The organism is Arthrobacter sp. Y-9, from assembly GCF_029690065.1.
Lineage (GTDB): Bacteria > Actinomycetota > Actinomycetes > Actinomycetales > Micrococcaceae > Arthrobacter_E.
This window is the reverse complement of the sequence record NZ_CP121463.1, coordinates 3,177,757-3,201,882: the sequence shown is the minus strand read 5'-3', so window position 1 is coordinate 3,201,882 and position 24,126 is coordinate 3,177,757. Positions and strand designations below refer to the sequence as shown.

Sequence of the window (24,126 nt, the reverse complement as noted above, 5' to 3'; positions counted from 1 at the left end):
TTCCCCCAGCACCTCACGATTCACTCAGCAGTAAGCACCGAAAGGACAGAACAGTGGCTCAGAACAGCATGCGCCTCAAGGTGGCGGGCATCGCAGCCGTCGCCGCGCTCGCCCTCACCGCCTGTGGCACCTCCAGCGGAGGCGGCGGCAGTGCCGCCCAGACCCCGGCCATGAAGGAGATCGGACAGGGCGAAGGGCAGGTCTCGATCCTCGGCTGGCCCGGCTACGTCGAAGACGGCTCGAACGACCCCAAGGTCGACTGGGTGACGCCCTTCGAGAAGGAGACCGGCTGCAAGGTCAGCTTCAAGCCGTTCGGCACCTCGGACGAGGCCGTCACCCTCATGCGGACCGGCCAGTACGACGTCATCTCCGCCTCCGGCGACGCCTCGCTGCGCCTGATCGCCGGCGGTGACGTCCAGGCCGTCAACACGAGCCTGCTGAAGAACTACAACGACATCGAGCCGTTCCTCAAGGACAAGGCCTGGAACACCGTGGACGGCAAGAACTACGGCATGCCGCACGGCTGGGGCGCCAACCTCCTGATGTACCGCACGGACAAGGTGAGCCCCGCGCCCACCTCCTGGAAGTCCGTGTTCGAGGACGGCTCGCAGCACGCGGGCAAGGTCACCGCCTATGACTCGCCCATCTACATCGCGGACGCCGCCCTGTACCTCATGAAACACCAGCCGGACCTGGGCATCAAGAACCCGTACGCGCTGGATGAGAAGCAGCTGGACGCCGCGAAGAACCTGCTCAAGGACCAGAAGAAGAACGTCGGCGAGTACTGGAACGACGTCACCAAGGAGGTCCAGTCCTTCGCCTCCGGCTCGACCGTCATCGGCACCACGTGGCAGGTGGGCGCGAACATCGCCACCGGCAACGGCACCAAGGTCGCCACCGTGCTTCCCGAGGAGGGGGCCACCGGCTGGTCCGACACCTGGATGATCGGGTCCAAGACCAAGAACCCCAACTGCTCCTACAAGTGGCTCGACTACATCGCCAGCCCCAAGGCCCAGGCCGCCGTGGCCGAGTACTTCGGCGAATCCCCGGCCAACCCCAAGGCCTGCGATCTGACCGCGGACAAGAAGCACTGCGCCACCTACCACTCCGGTGACGCCGACTACGCGTCCAAGATCTGGTACTGGACCACGCCCGTGGAGAAGTGCCTGGACGGCCGCACCGATGCCAAGTGCACGGATTACTCGGCCTGGACCAAGGCCTGGACGGAAATCAAGGGCTGATCATGTCACTCCAGCTCAGCCGGCCCGGCGTCGATCCGGGGCGGGGAGGCGCCTCCGGCGGCGTCCCCCGGGCCAAAGTGAGCCCGCTCTCCGGGTTCCTGTACCGCTCACCCCGTGCCCGCCTGGCGGGTCTGCTCACGGCGCCGGCCGGCTGGCTGGTCCTCGTCTACATCGCGGCCCTCGCGACCCTGCTCATCACCGCGCTGTGGAGCGTGGACACGTTCACCGGCAAGGTGTCCCAGGTCTGGACCCTGGACAACATCAAGCAGGCGCTCTTCGACCCGGTGTACCAGGGCATCACCCTGCGCACGCTGTGGATCGCCGTGCTCGTGACGGTGATCGACGCCGTCGTCGCCATTCCGCTGGCGTTCTTCATCGCGAAGGTGGCCTCCGCCCGCTGGCAGAAACTCCTGCTGGTCGCGGTCCTCATGCCGCTCTGGGCGAGCTATCTGGTCAAGGCGTACGCCTGGCGCAATGTGCTCGCCGAAGGCGGTCTGCTCGAATGGCTGGGCGCGCCGCTCGGGGTGAGCTCGCCCGGGTACTCGGAGGTGGCCGTGATCCTCACGCTCTCCTACATCTGGCTGCCGTACATGATCCTGCCGATCCACGCCGGTTTCGAGAAGGTGCCCGGCAATCTGCTCGAGGCCTCCGGCGACCTGGGCGCCAAGCCCTGGATGACGGTGCGCCTGGTGGTCATGCCGCTGCTGGTGCCGTCGATCATCGCGGGGACCATCTTCACGTTCTCGCTCACCCTCGGCGACTACATCACGGCGCAGATCGTGGGCGGCAAGACCCAGATGCTCGGCACCGTGGTCTACAGCAATGTGGGCGCGGCGAACAATCTGCCCTTCGCGTCGGCGGTCTCCCTGATCCCGATCGCGATCATCATGATCTACCTGCTGGTGGTGCGCCGGACCGGCGCCCTGGACGAGCTGTAAGGAGGCGTCCCATGAGACTTTCACGGAGTGCCAAAGGGATCCTCGGTCTGATCACGGGGCTGGTCCTGCTGTTCATCTACGCGCCGCTGCTCCTGGTGGTGGTCAACTCGTTCAACGCCGACCGCACCTTCGGCTGGCCGCCGAAGGGCTTCACCCTGGAGTGGTGGACGCGGGCTTTCGAGAACGACGGCGTGCGCTCGGCTCTGGTCTCCTCCCTCTGGGTGGGCGCCGTGGCGACGCTGATCGCGCTCGTCCTGGGCACGCTGCTCGCCCTGGCGCTGCAGCGGTACCGCTTCTTCGGCCGTGACGTGGTGAACCTGCTGGTGATCCTGCCGATCGCTCTGCCCGGCATCGTCACCGGCATCGCGCTGAACAACATGTTCACCACCATCCTCGGGGTGCCGCTGAGCATGTTCACCGTGGTGGTGGCTCACGCGACCTTCTGCATCGTGACGGTGTTCAACAACGTCATCGCCCGGCTGCGGCGGGTCAACCCGGGCCTCGAGGAAGCGTCCGCGGACCTGGGCGCCGGGGTGTTCACCACCTTCTGGCAGGTGACGTTCCCACAGCTCCGTTCGGCACTCCTGGCCGGTGGCCTGCTGGCCTTCGCGCTCAGCTTCGACGAGATCATCGTGACCACGTTCACGATCGGGGCGGGCGAGACCACGCTCCCGATCTGGATCCTGCAGAACCTCTTCCGTCCCAACCAGGCGCCCGTGGTCAACGTGGTGGCCGTGGTCCTGATCGTGGTGTCGATCGTCCCGATCTGGCTGGCGCAGAAGCTGTCCTCGGACACGGTGGCGGGGAAGTAGGGCACTCGTCAGTCCCCCGTCCCGCGAAAGCCCTCCGCACGCGAAAGCACAGGTGGCGCCCCTAAAACCTCGGTTCAGGGGCGCCACCTGTGCTTTCGCGTGCGGGTTCCGAAGGAGAGGGGTGGTCAGAGGCCCTCGTCCTCGGCGTACTCCTCGTCCGTGAGGATCCGGGAGCGGGTCAGGAAGCGCACGCCGAGCGGCGCCTCCAGGGAGAAGCCCGCGCCGCGGCCCGGCACGACGTCGATGGTCAGGTGCGTGTGCTTCCAGTACTCGAACTGCGCGGCGGACATCCACACGGGAACCTCCCGCTCCAGGCCCACCGCGAGGGCGCCCAGGCGCACGTCCGCGTCCCCGAGGAGGAACTCGCCGTCGGGGTAACACATGGGCGCGGACCCGTCGCAGCACCCGCCGGACTGATGGAACATGAGAGGCCCGTGGTCCGCCGTGAGGCGGCGGATCAGCTCCGCCGCCTCCGCGGTGACCGCCACACGGGCCATCAGAAGAAACCGAGCGGATCGGGTGCGTAGGAGACCAGCAGGTTCTTGGTCTGCTGGTAGTGATCCAGCATCATCTTGTGGTTCTCCCGCCCGATGCCGGACTGCTTGTAGCCGCCGAACGCCGCCCCCGCAGGGTAGGCGTGGTAGCAGTTGGTCCACACGCGGCCGGCCTCGATGGACCGGCCCGCGCGGTAGAGCTGGGCGTTGTCCCGCGACCAGACCCCGGCACCCAGCCCGTAGAGGGTGTCGTTGGCGATGCCCAGGGCGTCGGCCTCGTCGGAGAAGGACGTCAGGGACACCACGGGGCCGAAGATCTCCTCCTGGAAGATCCGCATGGAGTTGTTGCCCTCGAAGATGGTCGGCTGGACGTAGTACCCCTCCGCCAGATCGCCTTCCAGGATGTTGCGCTCGCCGCCCGTGAGGACCTTCGCCCCTTCCTGCTTGCCGATCTCCAGGTAGCTGAGGATCTTCTCCAGCTGGTCGCGCGAGGCCTGCGCGCCGATCATGGTGGCGTCGTCCAGGGGGTTGCCCTGCACGATCTTCTCCGTGCGGACCACGGCGTCGGAGACGAAGCGCTCGTAGATGGACTCCTGCACCAGGGCTCGGCTGGGGCACGTGCAGACCTCACCCTGGTTCAGAGCGAACATCGCGAAGCCTTCGAGGGACTTGCTGTAGAACGCGTCGTCCTCCGCGGCCACGGACTCGAAGAAGATGTTCGGGCTTTTGCCGCCCAGCTCCAGGGTCACCGGGATGATGTTCTGGCTGGCGTACTGCATGATCAGCCGGCCCGTGGTGGTCTCGCCGGTGAACGCGATCTTCGCGATCCGGCTGGAGGAGGCGAGCGGCTTTCCTGCTTCCACGCCGAAGCCGTTCACCACGTTCAGGACGCCCGCCGGCAGGAGATCGGCGATCAGCTCCACCACCTTGAGGATGGACCACGGGGTCTGTTCGGCCGGCTTGAGCACCACGCAGTTGCCCGCCGCCAGTGCCGGCGCGAGCTTCCAGGTGGCCATGAGGATGGGGAAGTTCCACGGGATGATCTGCCCGACCACGCCGAGCGGTTCGTGGAAGTGGTACGCGACGGTGCTCTCGTCGAGTTCGCTGATGCCGCCCTCCTGCGCGCGGATGGCTCCGGCGAAGTAGCGGAAATGGTCGACGGCGAGCGGCAGGTCCGCCGCGAGCGTTTCGCGGACGGGCTTGCCGTTCTCCCACGTCTCGGCGACGGCGAGCATGGTCAGATTCTGCTCGATCCGGTCAGCGATCTTGTTGAGGATGTTGGCCCGTTCCGCCGCCGAGGTCTTGCCCCAGGCGTCCTTGGCGGCGTGTGCGGCATCCAGGGCCGCCTCGATGTCCTCGCCCGTGCCGCGGGCGATCTCGGTGAACGGCTTGCCGTTGACCGGGGAGATGTTCTCGAAGTACTGGCCCTTGACCGGGGCGACCCACTCGCCCCCGATGAAGTGTTCGTAGCGCGGCTGGACGGTGACCAGCGAATCGGCCTGGCCTGGTGCTGCGTAGACGGTCATGAGTGCTCCCTTGCCTGTGCATGTTGCGCGTCGACGGTGACGCACTTCACACGCTAGAACCGGCGACGTTGCAGCGATGTTGCTTCGGTGGCCGCTTCTGCTCGGTGTGCGGGAGCCTCGGGTTCAGAGCCCCAGCTCGCGCTCCAGGCGCGCCAACTGGCCTTCCGCCAGGGCCCGCAGCGGCGCGCCGGGGGAGAGGAGGTCCCGCTGCCGGGTCCAGAGCTCGTAGTCGTCCGAACCCCACGCCGAGCGGGTCCAGGCGGAGATGAGATCGGGCTGCCGCGAGTGCAGGAGAGCGGCGCGGAGCTGGTGGCTGAGTGCCTCACGCAGCCGCACGACGCCGGGCGCCGTGGACCGAGGCAGCATCGGACCGTGGAACAGCCGGAGTGCGCCCCCGACGTCGCCCGCGGCCAGTTTCGCCTCGACCGCCAGCCAGTCGCCGCTCACCTCCGCCAGCAGCCGGTACGGCCGCGAGCCCAGGAACTCCTCGCTCAGGAGGTTGCGCAGGCGGTTCACCTCCGCGCGCAGGGTGGACGAGCCGCCGTCGTGCTCATAGAGGAGCACGGCCAGCTCGTCACCCGAGAGGCCCTGGGGCGCGCTCGCCAGGAGGGCCAGCAGCTCGCTGTGCCGCGGGGAGAGGCGGAGGCGCGCGCGGTGGCCGCGGGCATCGTCGAGGAGGAGCAGTGCTTCGCTCCGGCCCAGGAGCTCGAGCCGCAGCTGGGGGCGCGCCACCGGCCCCGGTGCGACGGCGGCCCGCACCTCGCGCGCGAGTTCGGACTCGGCCAGGCGCACCGCGGCCTTGACCAGGGCCATCGTCTGCGGCACCACGATCGTGTCTCCTCCCGTGACGTCGAGCACCCCGAGGAGCCGGGAGGTGGCCGGGTCGTGGATCGGTGCGGCCGCGCAGCTCCAGCTCCGGACGGATTGCCGGAAGTGTTCGGAGCGGGTGATCATCGACGGCCCGTCCAGGCGCAGGGCGAGTCCCGGGGCGTTGGTCCCGGCCAGGCGCTCATCCCAATTGCTGCCTTCGACGAAGCCGATGCCTTCCGCCTTGCGCAGGGCCGAGGGCGAACCGCACACCCAGAGCAGCTGGCCGGCTTCGTCCGACACGGCCATGACGGCGTCGCAGTCCCGGGCGGCCTGGCCGAGGACGTCGTCGAGGAGGGGGAACACCTGGGCGAGCGGATGGGCCGCGCGGACATCCTGCAGATCCGCGTGGTCCAGGGTGATCGGGGCCGCCGGTTCCTCCGCCAGGACACCGGCCGCCGCGGACCGGTGCCAGGAGTCCGCGACCTCGGCGCGCATTCCGCTTTCCACCCGCCCAGTATGACACCCGTCACATAGCAAGGACGTTGCGGTGTGGGGACGGCCCTGGGTGGGGACCTTGCAGTGTGGGGACGGCGCATCCCGGGAATGCCGCGAGCCGCCCGGTGACCGCCGTATCCCCGAAGGGACGGCGGCCAACGGGCGGCTCGTGCGGAGGAACCCGTGGAGAGGACCCTGCGGTGCGGGCCCTCAGAACGGAGGGCTCAGAACGGAGGGCTCAGTGCAGAGGGCTCAGAGACCCAGTTCGGTCTTCAGCTCGGAGACGTGGCCCTCGGCGGCCACCTGGTACTTGGCCAGCTTGACCTTGCCCTCCGGGTCCACCACGACGGTGGAGCGGACGATGCCCTCGACGACCTCGCCGTCGAGCAGCTTCTCGCCCCAGGCGCCGTAGGCCAGCGCGACCTTGTGATCCTCGTCCGCGAGGAGCGGGAAGGTCAGGCTGAAGTCGTCGGCGAAGGAGGAGATGGCCTCCTGGCTGTCGGGGGAGACACCCAGGACTTCGTAGCCGTGGCCCTTGAAGCTGGCCAGGGAGTCGCGGAAGTCGCAGGCCTCGGTGGTGCAGCCGGGGGTGGCGGCCTTCGGGTAGAAGTACACCACCACGTTCTTGCCGCGGTAGTCCGAGAGGCTGTGGGTCTCGCCACGGGCGTCGGTCAAGGCGAAATCAGGGGCTTCGGTGCCCGGAAGGAGCTTGACGGTGCTCGGTGCAGTCATGGTGGATCCTCGTTCTCGTCGGTGGTCTCTGGTCAGTGGTCTCCGCCGCACAGGGGCGTGGCGGAGGTGGTCGGTCGCGGCGGGCGGTTTCGGTGGTCTCCGTGGTCACGGACGAAGTCCCGCGGCGCCGCGGAGTTCCGGTCCGGACGGTCGGGATGCCCCGGCCCTCCTCATGTCTGAGGGATACAGCGCTTCGGGAGCCCCGCCTATTCCGCTCCGGTGCTGCGGGCGGGTCAGGCGCTGTCTTTCAGATGCTGTACTCGGCGGGGCCGCGCACCCGTGAGTGCCTGCCTGCCTGGAAACGGTATCCGCCTCCGCGCACAGTTTCCACTACGTGACGCACGGGACCGAGCTTGCGGCGGATCCGGCTCACATAGACGTCGATCGACCGGGGCGCGGCGGTCGCGTCCAGCGAGATCAGGAAATCCGCGAGTTCCTGCCGGGGCACGGAGCGCGAGCAGTGCTGCACCAGGTAGCGGAGCAGACGGTACTCGACGCCGCTGAAGGAGACGGGCACCCCGTCCACCCGCACCTGGTCGGCGGCGAGGTCGACGTCGACCTCATGGACGAGCCCGTCGTCACCCGAGGCGACCGCATCGGCGGCCTCCAAGGCTGCCGCGTCCTCGGCCAGGGCGGTCTCCCGGGCGTCCTCGAGTTCGGCGTCCGGGACGTTCCAGAGCATCGCCTCGGCGTCCGCGTTCAGATGGTGCAGACGGGTGAGAATGAGCTCTTCGAGACGTGCGAACTGCTCGTCGGTCAGCTCCTCCGGAGTCTGGAAGAACAGCGCGGCTCCGTGTGCGGCCATGCGGGGACGCGCACCCTGCGCGGGTTCCGGCGCCGCCGCCCGGCGGACGGCCCCCGTGCGGGGACCACCCGCCGGCACGGGATGCCCGGCGTCGGAGCGGTGGTGTACTGGCTGGGCGCTCATGCCTGCCGCCTAGATGCCCCCGCGGCGGATCAGCTTGCCGATCGGCTGGGTGCCGTCGGCCACCTGGCCGCGGAGGAAGGTCTTGCGCACGACGCCGGACAGGGCCCGGCCGTCGTAGGGGGTGATCGGGTTCTTGTGCTTCAGGCGCTGGACGTCCACCACGAAGGCGTCATCCGCGGCGAAGATGGAGAAGTCCGCGTCATAGCCGACCGCGATGAGGCCCTTGTTGGGGACCCGGGCGATCTCGGCCGGACGGGTGGACATCCAGGAGATGACCTTCTCGAGCGGGATGCCGCGGTGACGTGCCTCGGTCCAGATGAGGGAGAGACCCAGCTGCAGGGAGGAGACGCCGCCCCACGCGACGGCGAAGTCGCCGTTCTCCAGGTCCTTGAGGTCCAGGGTGCTGGGGGAGTGGTCCGAGACGATGCAGTCGATGGTGCCCTCTTCGAGGCCCTTCCACAGCAGCTCGCGGTTGGACGCCTCGCGGATCGGCGGGCAGCACTTGTACGCCGTCGCGCCGTTGGGGATCTCCTCGGCGTTCAGGGTCAGGTAGTGCGGACAGGTCTCCACGGTGACGTTCACGCCGTCCCGCTTGGCGGTGGCGATCATGGGCAGCGCGTCCGAGGAGGAGAGGTGCAGGATGTGCGAGCGGGCGCCGGTCCAGCGGGTGCGCTCGATGACCTCCGCGATGGCCTTGTTCTCCGCGCCGCGGGGGCGGGAGGCCAGGAACTTCGCGTAGACGTCACCCTCGGCGTGCGGGGCGCGGTCGATCGCGTGGGAGTCCTCGGCGTGGACCAGCATGAGGGAGTCGAACGTGCGCAGCTCGGCGAGGTCCGTCTCCATCTCGTCCGCTTCCAGATGCGGGAACTCGTCCACGCCGGAGTGCAGGAGGAAGCACTTGAATCCGAAGACGCCGGCGTCGTGCAGCGGGCGGAGGTTCTCGGTGTTGCCCGGGATGGCGCCGCCCCAGAACCCGACGTCCACGAACGCCTGGTCCCGTGCCACAGACCGCTTGAGCTCGAGGTTCTCCACGCTGGTGGTGGGCGGCACGGAGTTCAGCGGCATGTCGATGATGGTGGTGACGCCGCCCGCGGCAGCGGCGCGGGTGGCGGAGGCGAAGCCTTCCCACTCGGTGCGGCCGGGCTCGTTGACGTGCACGTGCGTGTCCACCAGGCCGGGGATGAGGGTCTCATCATCGGCCAGCTCGACGGTCTCCGCGCCCACCAGGTTGTTGCCGAGGGGCTCCATGGCCACGACGCGGCCGTCCTTGACGCCGACCTCGCGCGGCGCGATGCCGGCGCTCGTGAGGACGCGCTGGCCGCGGATGACGAGGTCGAACTCTGCGGGGGTGTTCTGTTCTTCAGACATGCTGATCCTGTTCTAGTTGCTCTGCTTGATCAGGCTGTTGGCGATGATGCCGCCAAGCTTCTCCACCAGCGGTCCGGCCTGAGTGATGCACTTCTCAACATCTTCCTCGATGCTGGTCAGCGAGTACACGGCCTGGATCCCGGATGTGGAAATCTGTGCGTCGGTGAGGGTGGTGCGTCCGCAGACGGCCACGATCGGGACCCCGGCGGCGCGTGCCGCGTCGGCGACGCCCATCGGGGTCTTGCCGCCCAGGCTCTGCTCATCCAGGCTGCCTTCGCCCGTGATGACCAGGGTGGCGCCGTCGAGCTTCGCGGCCAGGCCGGTGAAGTCGAGGACGACGTCGACGCCCCGCCGCCGCTCGGCGTTCAGCACGGCGAGGGCGGCGTAGCCCACCCCGCCCGCGGCCCCGGCGCCGGGTGCCGCCGCGGCGGTGGACGCCTGCAGGCCGATCTCGCGGCCGAGGACCTCCACGAAGTGCGCCAGTGTGGCGTCGAGCTCGGTGACGTCCTCCGGGCTCAGGCCCTTCTGTGGGCCGAACACGGCCGGGGCGCCCTGGGATCCGAGGAGGGGGTTGTCCACGTCGCTGGCCAGGATGAAGCGGGTCCGTTCCAGGCGGACGTCCAGCCCGGAGAGGTCGATGCGGTCCAGCGCGGCCAGCGCGGCGCCGCCGTCGGGCAGCTCAGCGCCCGAGGCGTCCAGGAAGCGGCCGCCCAGGCCCTTGATGACGCCCGCGCCGCCGTCGGTGTTGGCACTGCCGCCGACGCCGAGCACGATCGTCCGGGCGCCGGCGTCGAGTGCGGCGCGGATCAGCTGGCCGGTGCCGAGGCTGGTGGCGCCGCGGCCGTCCTTCACGCCATCCGGGAGGACGGCGAGGCCGGAGGCGAGGGCCATCTCGATGACGGCTTCATCGTCACGGAGGGCGAAGTCGGCGTCGAGGGGCTGTCCGGTGGGTCCGGCGACGCGGACCCACCGGCGGGAGAAGCCGGAGCCGATCGCGGCGTCGAGGGTGCCCTCGCCGCCGTCGGCCACGGGGACGCCCACGATGTCGAGGGAGCCGTCCACGGCACGCAGCCCGGTTTCCAGGTGCGCCACGACTTCGGGGGCCGAGAGCGAGCCTTTGAACTTATCCGGTGCGATCACGATCCGCATGTGGACTCCTTCGTCAGTGCGGTGGGTGTTTCAGATCCGAGTGGCCTGCCGTGCTGACGACAGCGACGGCGGGCCACCCGGGGTGAGGCGTGAAGCCTGGTGTCCTCGTCCGGCCGGGCGTTCCCTGCCGGACGAGGAGGCGTCAGTCGAGCAGGGAGACCACCGCGGTGGGGGCGTCCTCGCCCTTCTCCGCGAGCTCTTCGAACTCGGTCACATTATCCAGCTCGGTGCCCATGGAGATGTTGGTGATCTTCTCGAGGATCACTTCCACCACCACCGGGACCTGGAACTCCTCCGTGAGGGCGCGGGCCTTCTCGAAAGCGGCGCCCAGATCGTCCGGGTTCTGCACGCGGATGGCCTTGCAGCCCAGGCCCTCGGCCACCTTGACGTGGTCCACGCCGTAGCCGGCGGTCTCCGGGGAGTTGATGTTCTCGAACGCCAGGGAGACGTTCTGCTCCATCTTGAAGCCGCGCTGGGACTGACGGATCAGGCCGAGGTAGGAGTTGTTCACCACTACGTGGATGTACGGGAGGTTGAACTGCGCGCCCACGGCCAGCTCTTCGATCATGAACTGGAAGTCGTAGTCACCGGAGAGGGCCACCACGGTCTCGCCGGGCTTGCCGCGCACCACGCCGAGGGCGGCGGGAGCGGTCCAGCCGAGGGGGCCCGCCTGACCGGCGTTGATCCAGCGGCGTGCGCCGAAGACGTGCAGCATCTGCGCGCCGGCGATCTGCGAGAGGCCGATCGTGGTGACGTAGGTGGTGTCCTTGCCGAAGGCGCGGTTCATCTCCTCGTACACGCGCTGCGGCTTGATCGGCACGTTGTCGAAGTGCGTCTTGCGCTGCAGCTTGCCCTTCTTCTCCTGCGCGGCGTCCACCCAGGCGGTGTAGTCGGGCAGCCGGCCGGCGGCCTGACGCTCCTTCGCGAGTTCCACGAGGCCTTCCAGGGCGGCGCCGGCGTCGGAGGCGATGCCCAGGTCCGGCGCGAACACGCGGCCGATCTGGGTGGGCTCGATGTCGATGTGCACGAACTTGCGGCCCTGGGTGTAGAGGTCCAGGCCGCCCGTGTGGCGGTTGGCCCACCGGTTGCCGATGCCGATCACGAAGTCGGACTCCAGGAACGTCGCGTTGCCGTAGCGGTGCGAGGTCTGCAGACCCACCATGCCGGCCATCAGCTGGTGGTCGTCCGGGATGACGCCCCAGCCCATGAGGGTCGGGATCACGGGGACGTTCAGGATCTCGGCCAGCTCCACGAGCTTCTCCGAGGCGCCGGCGTTGATGATGCCGCCGCCGGCCACGATCAGCGGACGCTCGGAGGCGAGCAGCATGTCCAGGGCCTTGCCCAGCTGCACGGCGTTGGCGCGGGGCTTCTCCACGGGGAGCGGCTCGTAGGCGTCGATGTCGAATTCGATCTCGGCCATCTGCACGTCGAACGGCAGGTCCAGGAGGACCGGGCCCGGGCGGCCCGAGCGCATGAGCTGGAACGCCTTCTGGAAGGCGCCGGGGACCTGGCCGGGCTCCAGGATGGTCATGGCCATCTTGGTGACGGGCTTGGCGATGGACTCGATGTCCACGGCCTGGAAGTCCTCCTTGTGCAGCTTCGCCACGGGCGCCTGGCCGGTGATGCAGAGCATGGGGATGGAGTCCGCCCAGGAGGCGTAGAGGCCGGTGATCATGTCGGTGCCGGCGGGGCCGGAGGTGCCGATGCAGATTCCGATGTTGCCGTCGGCGGCACGGGAGTAGCCGTCAGCCATGTGGCTGGCGCCTTCCACGTGGCGGGCCAGCGTGTGGCGGATGCCGCCGTTGGCGCGCATCGCGGAATAGAAGGGGTTGATCGCCGCGCCAGGCAGGCCGAACGCCTCAATGGCGCCTTCCTTCACCAGGATGGCTACGGCAGCGTCAACGGTGCGCATCTTTGCCATGGTTTGCTCCTTGAAAAAGTCTGAAAGGGGTGCGACGACGGCGCGTGGGCTGCTCTCGCGGCCTTGTTGCGGGAGGTGATGCGTGAGCGGGTGGTGCGCACGCGCCGTCGTACGGTCTGGGGTGTTGTGTGCTCAGTTGTCGCGGGTGTTCCGGGCCGGAAGCCGCATCTGCTGAGCACGCAACGTCGGTGGAGTGGTCAGTTCTTGCCGGACAGCTCGGTGGTGAGCTTGAAGAGGCCGGAGTGGTCCAGGCCGCCGTCGCCGCGGGCGACGAGGGCGGAGACCAGCTGAGCGACGGCGGAGCCGAGCGGGACCACCACTCCTGCTTCGCGGGCTGCGGAGGTGACGATGCCGAGGTCCTTGTTGTGGAGGGCCAGGCGGAAGCCGGGGTCGAAGTTGCGGTCGAGCATCTTCTGACCCTTCTGGTCGAGGACCTTGGAGCCGGCGAGGCCGCCGCCGAGGACCTTGAGAGCGGCGTCGGTGTCCACGCCGTACGCTTCGAGGAAGGTGACCGCCTCGGCCAGGGCCTGGATGTTGACGGCCACGATCAGCTGGTTGGCGGCCTTGACGGTCTGGCCGGAGCCGGAGGGGCCGACGTGGACGATCGTCTTGCCCACGGCGTTGAGGACCGGCTGTGCGTCCTCGAAGTCGGCGGCCTCGCCACCGACCATGATGGACAGCACGCCGTCGATGGCGCCCTGCTCGCCACCGGAGACGGGACCGTCCAGCGGGCGGAGGCCGGCTTCACGGGCGTCGGCGGAGAGGCGCGCGGCCACGTCCGGACGGATGGAGGAGGCGTCGATCCAGAGGGCGCCGGACTTCGCGTTGGCGAAGACGCCTTCGGGGCCGGAGACCACGCCTTCGACGTCCGGGGAGTCCGGGACCATCGTGATGATGACGTCGGCGTCCTTGACGGATTCGGCGATGCTGCCGGCGCCGTTGCCGCCTGCCTCGACGAGTGCGTCGATCTTGTCCTGGGAGCGGTTGAAGCCGGTGACGGTGAAGCTGGCCTTGACGAGGTTCTTGGCCATGGGCAGGCCCATGATGCCGAGGCCGATCACGGTGACGTTGGTCATTGGAAATCCTTTGCTAGCTGAGGTGAGCTAAAAATCTGTGGTGGTGCTGGGGCGGCCGGGGCGGCAGCCGCTCAGCGGACCAGCCAGGAGAAGGCCGATTCCTGGGGCTGCTTGTACTCCAGGGCGATGTAGCCGGTGTAGCCGAGTTCGCGGCTGCGGCTGACCCACTCGCCGAGCGGGAGGTCGCCGGTGCCGGGGGCGCCGCGGCCGGGGTTGTCGGCGATCTGGATGTGGCCGAAGTCCTTGGTGTGGTTCTCGATCACGGCGGCCACGTCGTCGCCGTTGACGGACAGGTGGTAGAAGTCCGCCAGGAACTTGACGTTGTCCACGCCGGCTTCCTGGGTCTTGGCGATGACCGCGAAGGTGTCGGCGGCCGTCTTGAGCGGGTAGGTGGGGGTGCCGGAGACGGGCTCCAGGAGGACGGTGCCGCCGATCTTCGCGACTCCTTCTGCTGCTGCGACCAGGTTCTTCAGGCCGAGCTCGTCCTGCTCCTCCGGGGTGAAGCCGTCGAGGCGGTTGCCGTAGAGGGCGTTGAAGGCCTTGGTGCCGAGGCGCTCGCCGATGCCGACGACGACGTCGATGTTGTCCTTGAACTCGCCGCAGCGGCCCTTCCAGGAGACCAGGCCGCGGTCGCCGCCGGGCATGTCGCCCGCGAAGAAGTTGAGGCCGGCCAGCTGGACGCCGGCGTCGTTGATGGCGTTGACGAACTGGTCCACGTCCTTGTCGGCGGGGACGGCCTCGGCGAAGGGCCACCAGAACTCGACGGCGTCGAAGCCGGCGGCCTTGGCGGCGGCCGGGCGCTCCAGGAGGGGGAGCTCGGTCAAGAGGATTGAGCAGTTCACGGAGTAGGTCATGTCGTGTCCTTCCCGGGCGTCTTTGCCCTGCTGGTGGTCTTCGGAGTCCTTCCGTCCGTGTCCTCTCGCCGCTCTCGGCTAGATTCCACATTGTGGAAGGAAAGTTTTGCTTAGTGAAAGTTTACGGAGGGCTGAGGGTGGGCGTCAAGTGGGGTGGGTCACGTCTGAGCGGATGGGATACAAAAATCTGACGTGTTGGGGGGTGGGGCGCGGGGCGTGCGGAGGCGCGGCGGCGGTTCCGGTGCCCGGAATTCGTCCGGGTGCGACAATTGGGGCGCCGGAACGAAATCCGGGCGCCGACAAGGGAGAAGCGCCCGGCGGGCGGCTACTCGGTGGCGCGACGGGATGTCCGGCGCGGCCGTCGCTGGATTTTCGCGCCCCAATTGGCTTTCGGCGCCGATATTGGGGCGCGGAAAGCCAATTGGGGCGCGGATTTGAGGCTGGGGCTGCCAGATGCGGCGGCGCGGCAAAATTCTTGTCAGCGGTGAGGGCTAGCTTCAGAGTGTTGGGCGCGGTATGGCCGACTCATCGATCCAGAAGGATCTTGTAAGTCAAAAACACCTAAGTTCAACTATCCGAAAGACCCCCAGTTCAAACTAGGGGGAGCGCCTCGGAGTCTGAGACGCCCAAAGGTTCATTCCCGAAGATGCGGGAAGTTTTTTAGCCTACTGGGCGGGGAGTGGTTGTCAGGGAGACCAGCTGGAGCGACACGGATGACCGTCCGACTCGCCTTCCGAAGGCGGCCGCACCGTCTTGGTACATTGCAGCAATCTGGCTTCGACGTGGAGGCCAGTAGTGAGAAGGGGATCTCATGATTTCACCCGCGGCTCATTCGGTGTGGGCCAAATCGGACCGCGATACTGGGGACTCGATGTCCTTGTGGCGGCACATGCAGGATTCGGCCGCCGTCGCCGGGAAGCTCTGGGACGAGTGGCTCGCTGTGGCGGTCAAGGTCCGGATCCAGGAAAGCTGCGGGGCATCCGACCCGCAGGAGGCGAGGACTCTTCTGACATGGCTCGCTGCGACGCACGATGCCGGGAAAGCACACGAGAAGTTCTCCTACCAAGTCCCCAGCCTGGCTGATGGGATGCGTAGCTACGGACTTGATTCGCCGTGGACGCTGACCCCACAGGAGAAACTGCCGCACTCCGTTCTGAGCTATACGATCATCAACCGTTGGCTGAGGGAAGTCCAGGGGTTCGACGCGATTACTGCCGCCAGTTACTCCACGATTGCCGGGGGACACCACGGCGTTCCCCCTTCTGCGGTAGGCATCCGAGTGGCCCGGGAAGCGACGGAGGCCCTCGCACCGGCCTGGCACGAGGTCCAGAATGAGCTGATGGCGGCGTGCGCCTCGTTAACGGGGGCCGACTCCTACTTTCCTTCGTGGAAGGCACAGAAACTTGCGCCGCAAGCGCAACTGCTGCTGACCTCCGTCGTCATCCTGGCTGACTGGATTGCCAGCAATGTGGACTTTTTCCCCTACGGTGACCACTCCGCGACGGGGGAACGGCTGAGTAAAGCGTGGGAGCAACTGGATCTGGCTCCGCCGTGGGCGGCGCCGGTGCCTCCGGAAGATCCGGAAAGGCTTTTCGCTGGGCGTTTCGACCTGCCTCAGGGCGCCCGGCCCACGGAGATGCAGAGGAAAGCCATTGAAGCCGCATTCGCGATGGAGGTACCGGGAGTTCTGATCATCGAGGCCCCGATGGGAGTGGGGAAGACCGAAGCTGCACTGGCCGCGGCCGAGGTTTTCGCCGCAAAGTGGGGACTCGGCGGTGTGGTCTTCGCTCTGCCCACCCAAGCAACGAGTGATGCCATGTTCACCCGCTTTCCGTCCTGGGTGAGCAAGCTCCCGGACGCCAGGCCAAGTTTGCACAAGCGCAGCATCTACCTGGCACATTCCAAGTCTCTGCTCAATGAGAAGTTCAGGAAGTTCTTCCGGGAGAGCACGGTGGCGAGTGGTTCCGGGGAACGAATCCATGGAGTCTTCGGTGAGGAATCCGGCACGTCGGAAGGCCAGGTCCACGCCGCGATAGCCCACCAGTGGCTCTTCGGCCGGAAGAAGGGGCTCTTGGCGAGCTTTGTGGTGGCCACTGTCGATCAGGTGCTGTTCGCGGCGTTGCAGAGCAAGCATGTTGTGCTGCGCCACCTGGCCCTGGCCGGGAAGGTGGCGATCATTGATGAGGTACACGCCTATGACGCCTTCATGAACCGCTACCTGAATCAGGTGCTGGCCTGGCTCGCGTCCTACGGAGTCCCCGTCATCCTCCTCTCGGCGACGCTGCCGGCGGCAACGCGCAGACAGCTGGTGGAGTCCTATGAATCGGGCCGGATCACGAACAGGGCAGCGGCCCAGTCTCCAGACTGGAACGCGAGGCCACGACGGCGACGGCCCGGTCCACCGTCGTCGTCCCCTCTTGATGGGAACCCCGGATATCCGCTGCTGGTGAGCAGCGCTCCGGGAGGCCCCCGGCTCTTGTTCCCGGCGGCCAGGGAAGGCTCCCAGCCTGTCACGTTGAAGCCACTTGGCGATGACCCGTCCGAGTTGCTGGCCGCCCTGGAGCCTGTGAAGCGTGATGGCGGCTGCGTGGCGATCATCTGCAACACCGTTCAGCGGGCACAGGGGGTGTTCAAGAACCTCTCCGGAATGTTCGCAGACGAGGAACTGATGCTGGTCCATTCGCGCTTCATGGCGCCGGACCGGATGCGGCTGGAGGAGCAGATACGTTCTGTTCTAGGCCGTGATGACGTGGTGGCTGCAGCAGGCAAGGTCCGTCCCGAACGTCTGGTCGTTGTCGGCACGCAAGTGCTTGAACAGTCGCTGGACGTCGACTTCGACCTGATGATCACGGACATCGCGCCAACGGATCTGCTCCTTCAACGTATTGGACGACTGCATCGCAGGCAGACCGTCGCTCTGCCCCGCCCGAAACACCTCCTGGCCCCATCGTGCCTGGTCAGAGGAGTTCTCGACTGGACGTCATCCCCTCCGGTTTTCGAGGCGGGTTCAGTGGCGATCTATGGGCGGGCGATGCTGATGAGGTCCTACGCAACGCTGGAAAGCAGGTTTGCGGGCGGAACACCACTTGAGTTGCCTGCGGATATCAGCTCCCTGGTTCAGCAGACGTATGCGGACGGGTTTTCCGTGCCGGAAGCGTGGGGCGAGGCCTTTGACGAAGCTGAGAAGGAACGTTCAGATGTCCTCGCGAGGAAATTCGATGAAGCGGGGGTATTTCTCCTGAAAGGTGCTGCTGAGTTTCCCGAAGGATTGGTCACGGATCTACTGGATCGCAACGCAGGGAACGCCGCCGACGGTGTCCAGGAAGCGGTAGGACTCGCCAAAGTCAGGGACACGGACGAGTCTCTTGAGGTGATCTTGGCCTGCAAAACCTCTGAAGTCACCTTTGTTCCTCACCTTGCGCGCTTTGGAGGCATGGTGATTCCGACAGACAGCCCACCCGAGGACAGGACCGCCAGGGCGCTCAGCACGTGCACGGTCAGATTGCCCCCGAATTTTTGTCGGCCGCGTCGGATAGACAAGGTCTTGAACGAACTGGAGTCTCTGGGGATCGCTGCGTGGCAGAAATCATCCTGGCTCAAGGGGCAACTGGTGCTTTTCCTGGATGAGGCGATGACAGCGGAACTGGATGGGACGAGGCTACGCTACGACCCGCGCATCGGGCTGTATGAAGAGAAAGAAGAAACCGAATGACCAAGGTGAGTTCTCAGTTCAATCTGGTGCGCGATCCCTGGGTGAGTTGCCTCATGGTGGACGGAACGGTCAAGGAGCTTTCTCTGGCAGAGGTCTTCAGCCAGAGCGTTTCAGTTCGATGTCTGGCAGGCGAGCTGCCTACTCAGGACTATGCGGTGCTTCGTGTTCTCCTGGCCATCGTGTACAGCAGCATGCCGCAGATCGATGCGAGCAATGCGGTGGAGACCTGGAAAGACCTTTGGGAAGACCAGGCCAAACTTGCGGCTTCCGCTCTGAGCTATCTAGAGGAATCCGAGTCGTCCTTCGAACTGTTCGACTCAGCCAGGCCGTTCATGCAGGTGGCCGGCCTGCACACACAGAGCGGCAAGGTTGACGGGGTGAGCCGGTTGATAGCGGATGTGCCCAGCGGCCATCAGTATTTCACGACGCGTGCCGGCCACGGTCTCGATGCGCTGTCCTATGCCGAGGCAGCTCGCTGGCTTATTCACACGCATGCCTATGACCCGTCGGGGATCAAATCCGGCGCGGTGGGGGACCCGAGAGTGAAAGGCGGAAAGGGCTATCCCATCGGAACGGGATGGACCGGAGCGACTGGCGGGGTTTATTTCGAGGGAGCGAACCTCTCGGAAACCCTGCATCTGAATCTTGACCTTTCCCTGGTGGCCGCGCCGGGATCGGGTAGTGATCTTCCGCCCTGGGAACGTGCTCCTCTGAATGCGGCCGTTGAGGAGCGGCCCGAGGGGGCTCCGAGGCCCACGGGACCCGTCGACGTCTTCACGTGGCAGTCCCGACGGATCAGGCTATTTCCGGAAGCAGGAATGGTCCGGAACGTTCTGGTCTGCAATGGTGATCCTTTGCCTCCGCAGAACATGGACGCGGATCCGATGACGGCCCAGCGGTTCAGTAAGCCCCAGACCGCCAAATTCAAGGCGGGCGCGGTCTACATGCCCCGGGAACACGATCCGGAGCGGATGATCTGGGGTGGAGTGGGTTCCCTCCTCATGCAAAATGAGCGTGCTCGGACCAACGCTGACGGCATTCTCGAACTCAGGGTTCCGCCCATCGTCACTTGGGTTTCACGACTGAGTGAGCTGGATTCCATCGGCACCGGGAGGATTGTCACGGCGCGGCTGGTGGGTGCGGTCTACGGCACTCAGAGCTCTGTGTACACGGAGGTACTGGATGATGCCTTGGCGATTCATCTGCGACTGCTTTCGCGACATTCTGCTGCTGTGGCGCAAGCAGTCACGAACGCAGCATTCAACACTGAGCAAGCGGCATGGGCGTTCGGCCGCTTCGCGGGCGAACTGAGCAAAGCGGCGGGTGGAGACACGGAGCCACCGCGTGACAAGGCACGGCAGCTCATCTTCTTTGCACTGAACGAACCCTATAGAAGGTGGGTTACGGGACTCACCGGCGGTGAGGACTCAGAGATCGCGGAAGGTGGCTGGAATTCCATCGCCCGGAAGATCTTCGGCTCCTACGCAGCGGAAATGCTGTCCATGGCCGGGGACGCGGCGCTGATAGGACGAACGATCGGTTCCGATTTCGTCTCCGCGGCCACTGCGGAAACCTGGCTGCATCGGAGCCTCCGGAAGTACCTGCCTCTTCAGACGGAGATCGAGGGAAGGGCAGAACGGGCCTCTCGCGAGAACTCTGGAAGCACGACGACGAAAGGAGCAAGGCGATGACTGAAAGACCTGGGTTGGCCCAGAATATTGACGCTAGAATCCGGAAAATTCAACGGATCTATCTGGAAGGACACCGGCCGCTCGTCGCCGGGACACTCGCCAGGCTTCGAAGGGCCGTGGCGACGGAGCCCGGTTCTGATCCCTGGGTGTGGCATGAGGCGGTGGAAGGACTTCCAACGGAGCTCGCCGGCCAAGGCGATGCTGCCAGTCCCGGAGAAAGGGCGGCCTATGCGGCCATGACGTTGTACGCGGTCCACCAGCAGTCGAAGAGCATGCCCATGCACCAGACGGGTCCATCTCTTGGCCGAGCGGTGCGACGGCTGGGAACGCCCGAAGGTGCCGAGGGGGCCTCGGCGGCGGTGAAACGCCGCTTCGACGCTTTGATGACGTCCACGACGTTCAACGAATTACAGCACCATTCCAGAGGTTTGATTCAGCAATTGAGGGCAGCCGACATTGCTCTGGACTACGGACGCTTCGCGGAGGATCTCCGCCTCTTGCAGAATCCGGTGGCGGCGAACAGTGTCAGGCTCCGGTGGGGCAGGGACTATGCGTTCGGCGGAACCCGGGATACGCCCGACCCACAGAACTCCGACTCTCGTGAAGGAACAGCATCATGAAGAACTTCTACCTTGACGTCCATGCACTCCACACGGTTCCTCCGAGCAACGTCAACCGCGACGACACGGGGTCGCCGAAAACCGCGATGTACGGTGGTGTCCGACGAGCCAGGGTGTCCAGCCAGGCTTGGAAGAGAGCGATCCGCAAGGACTTTTCCGACTATCTCGACTCCAGCCGGCTTGGTACCCGGACCAAGCGCCTGGTGGACATGGTGGCGAAACACATTCAGGAGATCTCGCCTGAGCTGAGTGACCGCGCGGCGGAGTTGGCCATTGCTGCTGTTCAAGCGGGTGGCTTCAAAGTAGAGGTGCCCAAGGCAAAAGATGAGACCGCAACGGCAAAGCCTGCGCGGACGGAATATCTTTTGTTCGTCAGCAACATCCAAGCCAGGCGGCTGGCCGAGGTGGCGCTTGAGGCGGAGAAGAACGGCGCGGATCTCGACAAGAAGCTGGTCAAGGCCGTGCTTCAATCCGACCAGAGCGTGGATGTCTCGCTTTTCGGACGGATGATCGCCAACAGCACGGACCTCAACGTCGACGCAAGTGTGCAAGTGGCTCATGCCATCAGCGTTCATGCAGTGGAGTCTGAGTTCGACTACTTCACCGCCGTGGACGATGAGAGCGGAGACGGTGAGCCTGGGGCCGGCATGATCGGCACCGTGGAGTTCAATTCCTCCACCCTTTACAGGTACGCGACCCTCAACCTGGGAGGCCTGCTGAAGAATCTGGGAGACCCAGGTGCCACAGTTGAAGCGGCCGTGAGTTTTGTCCGCTCGTTCGTGGAGTCCATGCCGACGGGGAAGCAGAATACTTTTGCTAACAAGACCTTGCCTGATGGAGTGGTCGTGACCTTGCGGGAACGGATGCCTGTCAATCTGGTGGGTGCATTTGAAGAGGCCGTCACTGCTGAGGACGGCAAGGGGCGCTTGAGAGTCGCGGCGGAGCGGCTGGCACGGTATTCGGCGGAGCTCGACGCCGGTTTTGGCGGTGCTGCTACCACCACATTCGTGGTGGCGCCCACCAGTGCGGTTGAAGCATTGTCGCAGCTGGGCCGTGGGGTCAGTTTCCCCGACCTCATCGAAGCGCTGGAGAGTGAACTTCCCGCGTACGTCAGGGGCGAATAGTGGCGGTTCTCAAGCTGCGGCTCGCCGGTCCGCTCCAAGCCTGGGGTGGCAGCAGCCGTTTCGTCAACCGGCATACGCGAGAGGAACCGACCAAGAGCGGAGTCCTTGGTCTGCTGGCGGCTGCCCAAGGCCGTCGGAGATCTGAACCTGTTGAAGACCTTGTGGGGCTGAAATTCGGTGTCCGGGTCGACCAACCGGGCCGTCTATTGCGTGATTTCCAGGTGGCGCGCAGCCTTGACGGACGGGAATCCATGCCCCTCTCGTATCGCTACTATCTGTCCGATGCGGTCTTTCTGGCTGTGGTGGAGGGGCCGGACGCTGTCATCGAGGGGTTGAACGACTCGGTTCTGGACCCTGTGTACCCTCTCTACCTGGGCCGACGATCTTGTGTTCCGGCGGGAAGGATCTCGTTGGGAGTGGAAGGTGTTTCCTTGGACACGGCCCTTCGGATGGAACCGTGGCAGGCCGCCGTTTGGCATCAGAAGAAGCAGGCTGCTCGGACGGTCAGCCTGGAGATCTTCAGGGATGCCCTGGAACCAGGAGAGGCAGGGGAGACCGTACGGGATGTTCCGCTGGACTTCTCACCGGAAAACCGGAGCTACACCTGGAGGACGGTGGTGAGGCCGAAGCCTCATGAGGTGCCCAATCCCTTTGGTAAGGAACAGTCGCATGACCCGATGGCCGAATTGGGAGGTTCCTGAATGTTTCTGACGAAGTTCGAAATCAATACCGCGCGAAGGGGCGCACGGTTTCTCCTGGGTAATCCACAGGCCATGCACGCAGCAGTGTTGTCATCATTTCCGCCGCCCCCTCTGGGGCAGGAGAATCCCAGGGTGCTCTGGCGCGTGGATCGTGCGGAACACCGTGTTTCGCTCTACGTTGTGAGCCCCGCTGAACCCGACATGTCGGCTCTCAACGAACAGGCGGGGTGGGCTACGAACACCTGGGCGACCAGAGAATACGAACCCTTGCTTCGGAGGCTTGAGGAAGGACAGCTCTGGTCCTTCAGACTCCACGCCAACCCGACGAAGCAGTCGATGGATCCGGCGACCAAAGGCAAGCGATTCGCCCATGTCACGCCGAAACAGCAGATGCAGTGGTTGCTGGACCGAGCGGAACGGCGAGGGTTCCACGTTGAGATGTCGGGGGATGCAGGTCCCGTACTCGAGGTGAGTTCCAGGACTAAGGACTCCTTTGGAAGGAGGGACCCCAATCAGGAAGGACGTGAGTCTGCGGTGACCCTGGTCCGTGTGCAGTTTGATGGCCTCTTGCGCGTGACCGATGTGGGCAGATTCCGCGAGACCTTGGTGCAAGGCGTCGGACGGGGGAAGGCTTACGGCTGTGGTCTGATGACGATTGCCAGTGCGGACGGCAGGCCCTCATGAGTGCTTCATCGGGGCCGAGGCCGCCGGACCTCCCTGAACTCGTCCGGTCGAAGGACCGAATCTCATTCGTCTATGTGGAGAGGTGCATCGTTCACTTGCTCCCTGCGCAGGCGGGGATGAGCCCTGGCCTCCGGTCGATGCAGGCGCGCCCTTAGGGTGTTCTGTTCCCCCGCGCGCAGGGATGGGCCGGCGGCGACCTGGATGATCGCGCCACTGGTCTCGTGTTCCCCTCGCACTGGGGATGAGCCCATCCGCTACGACTTCGGGAACGTCGTGGACCTGTGTTCCCCGCGTACGCGGGGATGAGCCCCACGGCTCGCCGAGTGGGATCCCCAGGGGCTTGTGTTCCCCGCGCATGCGGGGATGAGCCATGCATGCCGGAATCCGTGAAGGACCGCTTCGCGTGTTCCCCGCGTACGCGGGGATGAGCCCGGCAGCCACAGGATTTGCAGGGCGACCCGAATGTGCTCCCCGCACAGGCGGGGATGAGCCCCAGGTAGGCGAACTGTCCCTGCCGGGCGTGTCCGTGCTCCCCGCACAGGCGGGGATGAGCCCGTGAACTGAGACCAGGTGATGACTTGCCCGGTGTGCTCCCCGCACAGGCGGGGATGAGCCCCGCGAATGCGGCAACGGGGAGGAATACAGCGCGTGCTCCCCGCACAGACGGGGATGAGCCCGTCCAGCTGCTCGGCTCCGGCGACTACACCGGGTGCTCCCCGCGCGGGCGGGGATGAGCCCACCGTGGTGACCAGCGGCATGAGACCCTGGATGTGCTCCCCGCACAGGCGGGGATGAGCCCCCGGAACCCATTGGTTAAGGGTTGCGGCATGAGTGCTCCCCGCGCAGGCGGGGATGAGCCCGATGACCAGAGGCTCGTCCTCTTCGCCGCCGTGTGCTCCCCGCACAGGCGGGGATGAGCCCGCGCCCAAGCCTGTGGTTCCGGCCAGCGTCGTGTGCTCCCCGCACAGGCGGGGATGAGCCCACGTGTGGCCCGCCCTCGTTGTGAGAGCGAGCGTGCTCCCCGCACAGGCGGGGATGAGCCCATCGCGACGGGCGGCGCGTGGGGTTGCGGGGTGTGCTCCCCGCACAGGCGGGGATGAGCCCCACGGGAGGTTCGTGGTGCCCTTCGTGATCAGGTGCTCCCCGCACAGGCGGGGATGAGCCCGTCAGAGGAGCGTACAGTGCCACAGCCGATAGGTGCTCCCCGCACAGGCGGGGATGAGCCCAGGTCCACCACCCGGAGTCGCCGC

The 24,126-nt window shown here is 66.1% G+C and carries 19 protein-coding genes and 1 CRISPR repeat array (1 of these 20 only partly in view); of the genes, 9 read left to right on the top strand and 10 right to left on the bottom strand.

The window, feature by feature from the left end; genetic code table 11:
• Positions 1 to 53 precede the first annotated feature (53 nt).
• From P9849_RS14475 to P9849_RS14465, 3 genes are read left to right on the top strand one after another with little or no spacing between them, the layout of a single operon-like run.
• A complete protein-coding gene (locus tag P9849_RS14475; RefSeq protein WP_278267425.1) occupies positions 54 to 1,241 on the top strand; it encodes an ABC transporter substrate-binding protein in 1,188 nt (395 codons plus the stop codon).
• A 2-nt stretch (positions 1,242 to 1,243) separates the two neighbouring features.
• Positions 1,244 to 2,179: an ABC transporter permease gene (locus tag P9849_RS14470; RefSeq protein ID WP_278267424.1), complete on the top strand. Its 936-nt coding sequence runs from the start codon at positions 1,244 to 1,246 to the stop codon at positions 2,177 to 2,179.
• Positions 2,180 to 2,190: 11 nt separating this feature from the next.
• On the top strand, positions 2,191 to 2,991 hold the full coding sequence (locus tag P9849_RS14465; RefSeq protein WP_278267423.1) for an ABC transporter permease: 801 nt from the start codon (positions 2,191 to 2,193) through the stop codon (positions 2,989 to 2,991).
• Positions 2,992 to 3,116: 125 nt separating this feature from the next.
• Here the strand turns inward: P9849_RS14465 and P9849_RS14460 are convergent, their stop codons facing one another.
• From P9849_RS14460 to P9849_RS14415, 10 genes are all read right to left on the bottom strand, one after another.
• Positions 3,117 to 3,488 carry a DUF779 domain-containing protein gene (locus tag P9849_RS14460; protein ID WP_278267422.1) on the bottom strand — a complete coding sequence of 124 codons (372 nt, stop codon included), beginning with the start codon at positions 3,486 to 3,488 and terminating at the stop codon, positions 3,117 to 3,119.
• Complete coding sequence (locus P9849_RS14455) at positions 3,488 to 5,011, bottom strand: aldehyde dehydrogenase family protein (RefSeq protein ID WP_278267421.1); 1,524 nt, start codon at positions 5,009 to 5,011, stop codon at positions 3,488 to 3,490. The genes P9849_RS14460 and P9849_RS14455 overlap by 1 nt, the downstream gene beginning before the upstream one ends.
• A 123-nt stretch (positions 5,012 to 5,134) precedes the next feature.
• Positions 5,135 to 6,328 (bottom strand): GAF domain-containing protein, encoded by a 1,194-nt coding sequence (locus tag P9849_RS14450; RefSeq protein WP_278267420.1) that lies wholly within the window; start codon positions 6,326 to 6,328, stop codon positions 5,135 to 5,137.
• A 240-nt stretch (positions 6,329 to 6,568) separates the two neighbouring features.
• On the bottom strand, positions 6,569 to 7,048 hold the full coding sequence (bcp, locus tag P9849_RS14445; protein ID WP_066216386.1) for a thioredoxin-dependent thiol peroxidase: 480 nt from the start codon (positions 7,046 to 7,048) through the stop codon (positions 6,569 to 6,571).
• Between the two features lie 247 nt (positions 7,049 to 7,295).
• Positions 7,296 to 7,976, bottom strand: a complete 681-nt coding sequence (locus P9849_RS14440; protein WP_278267419.1) for a winged helix-turn-helix domain-containing protein — start codon at positions 7,974 to 7,976, stop codon at positions 7,296 to 7,298.
• Positions 7,977 to 7,985: 9 nt separating this feature from the next.
• Positions 7,986 to 9,344, bottom strand: coding sequence for an allantoinase AllB (allB, locus tag P9849_RS14435; RefSeq protein WP_278267418.1), 1,359 nt, complete (start codon positions 9,342 to 9,344; stop codon positions 7,986 to 7,988).
• 12 nt (positions 9,345 to 9,356) lie between these two features.
• Positions 9,357 to 10,493: a glycerate kinase gene (locus P9849_RS14430; protein ID WP_278267417.1), complete on the bottom strand. Its 1,137-nt coding sequence runs from the start codon at positions 10,491 to 10,493 to the stop codon at positions 9,357 to 9,359.
• A gap of 142 nt (positions 10,494 to 10,635) precedes the next feature.
• Complete coding sequence (gene gcl, locus P9849_RS14425) at positions 10,636 to 12,414, bottom strand: glyoxylate carboligase (RefSeq protein ID WP_278267416.1); 1,779 nt, start codon at positions 12,412 to 12,414, stop codon at positions 10,636 to 10,638.
• Positions 12,415 to 12,611: 197 nt separating this feature from the next.
• A complete protein-coding gene (locus tag P9849_RS14420) occupies positions 12,612 to 13,490 on the bottom strand; it encodes a 2-hydroxy-3-oxopropionate reductase (RefSeq protein WP_278267415.1) in 879 nt (292 codons plus the stop codon).
• Between the two features lie 71 nt (positions 13,491 to 13,561).
• A complete protein-coding gene (locus P9849_RS14415; RefSeq protein ID WP_278267414.1) occupies positions 13,562 to 14,344 on the bottom strand; it encodes a TIM barrel protein in 783 nt (260 codons plus the stop codon).
• A gap of 811 nt (positions 14,345 to 15,155) precedes the next feature.
• Between P9849_RS14415 and cas3 the strand changes: the two genes are divergently transcribed.
• Genes cas3 through cas6e form a run of 6 tightly spaced genes read left to right on the top strand, consistent with a single transcriptional unit; the run spans position 15,156 to position 22,876 of the window.
• On the top strand, positions 15,156 to 18,056 hold the full coding sequence (gene cas3, locus P9849_RS14410) for a CRISPR-associated helicase Cas3' (RefSeq protein ID WP_278267413.1): 2,901 nt from the start codon (positions 15,156 to 15,158) through the stop codon (positions 18,054 to 18,056).
• A complete protein-coding gene (gene casA, locus P9849_RS14405) occupies positions 18,053 to 19,747 on the top strand; it encodes a type I-E CRISPR-associated protein Cse1/CasA (RefSeq protein WP_278267412.1) in 1,695 nt (564 codons plus the stop codon). Before cas3 ends, casA begins: the two co-directional genes overlap by 4 nt.
• Positions 19,744 to 20,367, top strand: a complete 624-nt coding sequence (casB, locus tag P9849_RS14400; protein ID WP_278267411.1) for a type I-E CRISPR-associated protein Cse2/CasB — start codon at positions 19,744 to 19,746, stop codon at positions 20,365 to 20,367. Before casA ends, casB begins: the two co-directional genes overlap by 4 nt.
• Positions 20,364 to 21,491, top strand: coding sequence for a type I-E CRISPR-associated protein Cas7/Cse4/CasC (gene cas7e / locus P9849_RS14395; RefSeq protein ID WP_278267410.1), 1,128 nt, complete (start codon positions 20,364 to 20,366; stop codon positions 21,489 to 21,491). Before casB ends, cas7e begins: the two co-directional genes overlap by 4 nt.
• Complete coding sequence (gene cas5e, locus P9849_RS14390; RefSeq protein ID WP_278267409.1) at positions 21,491 to 22,192, top strand: type I-E CRISPR-associated protein Cas5/CasD; 702 nt, start codon at positions 21,491 to 21,493, stop codon at positions 22,190 to 22,192. Before cas7e ends, cas5e begins: the two co-directional genes overlap by 1 nt.
• Entirely contained in the window at positions 22,193 to 22,876 is a 684-nt protein-coding gene (gene cas6e / locus P9849_RS14385) for a type I-E CRISPR-associated protein Cas6/Cse3/CasE (RefSeq protein ID WP_278267408.1), read from the top strand. It begins immediately after the preceding gene.
• Positions 22,877 to 23,097: 221 nt separating this feature from the next.
• Positions 23,098 to 24,126: a CRISPR direct-repeat array (repeat unit 29 nt; unit sequence GTGCTCCCCGCACAGGCGGGGATGAGCCC) (it continues 1,013 nt past the right edge of the window).

Bases quoted from the DNA above. Each gene is read 5' to 3' on its own strand.
- P9849_RS14470 (WP_278267424.1), top strand. From the start codon at position 1,244: ATGTCACTCCAGCTCAGCCGGCCCGGCGTCGATCCGGGGCGGGGAGGC.
- P9849_RS14465 (WP_278267423.1), top strand. From the start codon at position 2,191: ATGAGACTTTCACGGAGTGCCAAAGGGATCCTCGGTCTGATCACGGGG.
- P9849_RS14460 (WP_278267422.1), bottom strand. From the start codon at position 3,488: ATGGCCCGTGTGGCGGTCACCGCGGAGGCGGCGGAGCTGATCCGCCGC.
- P9849_RS14455 (WP_278267421.1), bottom strand. From the start codon at position 5,011: ATGACCGTCTACGCAGCACCAGGCCAGGCCGATTCGCTGGTCACCGTC.
- bcp (WP_066216386.1), bottom strand. From the start codon at position 7,048: ATGACTGCACCGAGCACCGTCAAGCTCCTTCCGGGCACCGAAGCCCCT.
- P9849_RS14440 (WP_278267419.1), bottom strand. From the start codon at position 7,976: ATGAGCGCCCAGCCAGTACACCACCGCTCCGACGCCGGGCATCCCGTG.
- allB (WP_278267418.1), bottom strand. From the start codon at position 9,344: ATGTCTGAAGAACAGAACACCCCCGCAGAGTTCGACCTCGTCATCCGC.
- P9849_RS14430 (WP_278267417.1), bottom strand. From the start codon at position 10,493: ATGCGGATCGTGATCGCACCGGATAAGTTCAAAGGCTCGCTCTCGGCC.
- gcl (WP_278267416.1), bottom strand. From the start codon at position 12,414: ATGGCAAAGATGCGCACCGTTGACGCTGCCGTAGCCATCCTGGTGAAG.
- P9849_RS14420 (WP_278267415.1), bottom strand. From the start codon at position 13,490: ATGACCAACGTCACCGTGATCGGCCTCGGCATCATGGGCCTGCCCATG.
- P9849_RS14415 (WP_278267414.1), bottom strand. From the start codon at position 14,344: ATGACCTACTCCGTGAACTGCTCAATCCTCTTGACCGAGCTCCCCCTC.
- cas3 (WP_278267413.1), top strand. From the start codon at position 15,156: ATGATTTCACCCGCGGCTCATTCGGTGTGGGCCAAATCGGACCGCGAT.
- casA (WP_278267412.1), top strand. From the start codon at position 18,053: ATGACCAAGGTGAGTTCTCAGTTCAATCTGGTGCGCGATCCCTGGGTG.
- casB (WP_278267411.1), top strand. From the start codon at position 19,744: ATGACTGAAAGACCTGGGTTGGCCCAGAATATTGACGCTAGAATCCGG.
- cas7e (WP_278267410.1), top strand. From the start codon at position 20,364: ATGAAGAACTTCTACCTTGACGTCCATGCACTCCACACGGTTCCTCCG.
- cas6e (WP_278267408.1), top strand. From the start codon at position 22,193: ATGTTTCTGACGAAGTTCGAAATCAATACCGCGCGAAGGGGCGCACGG.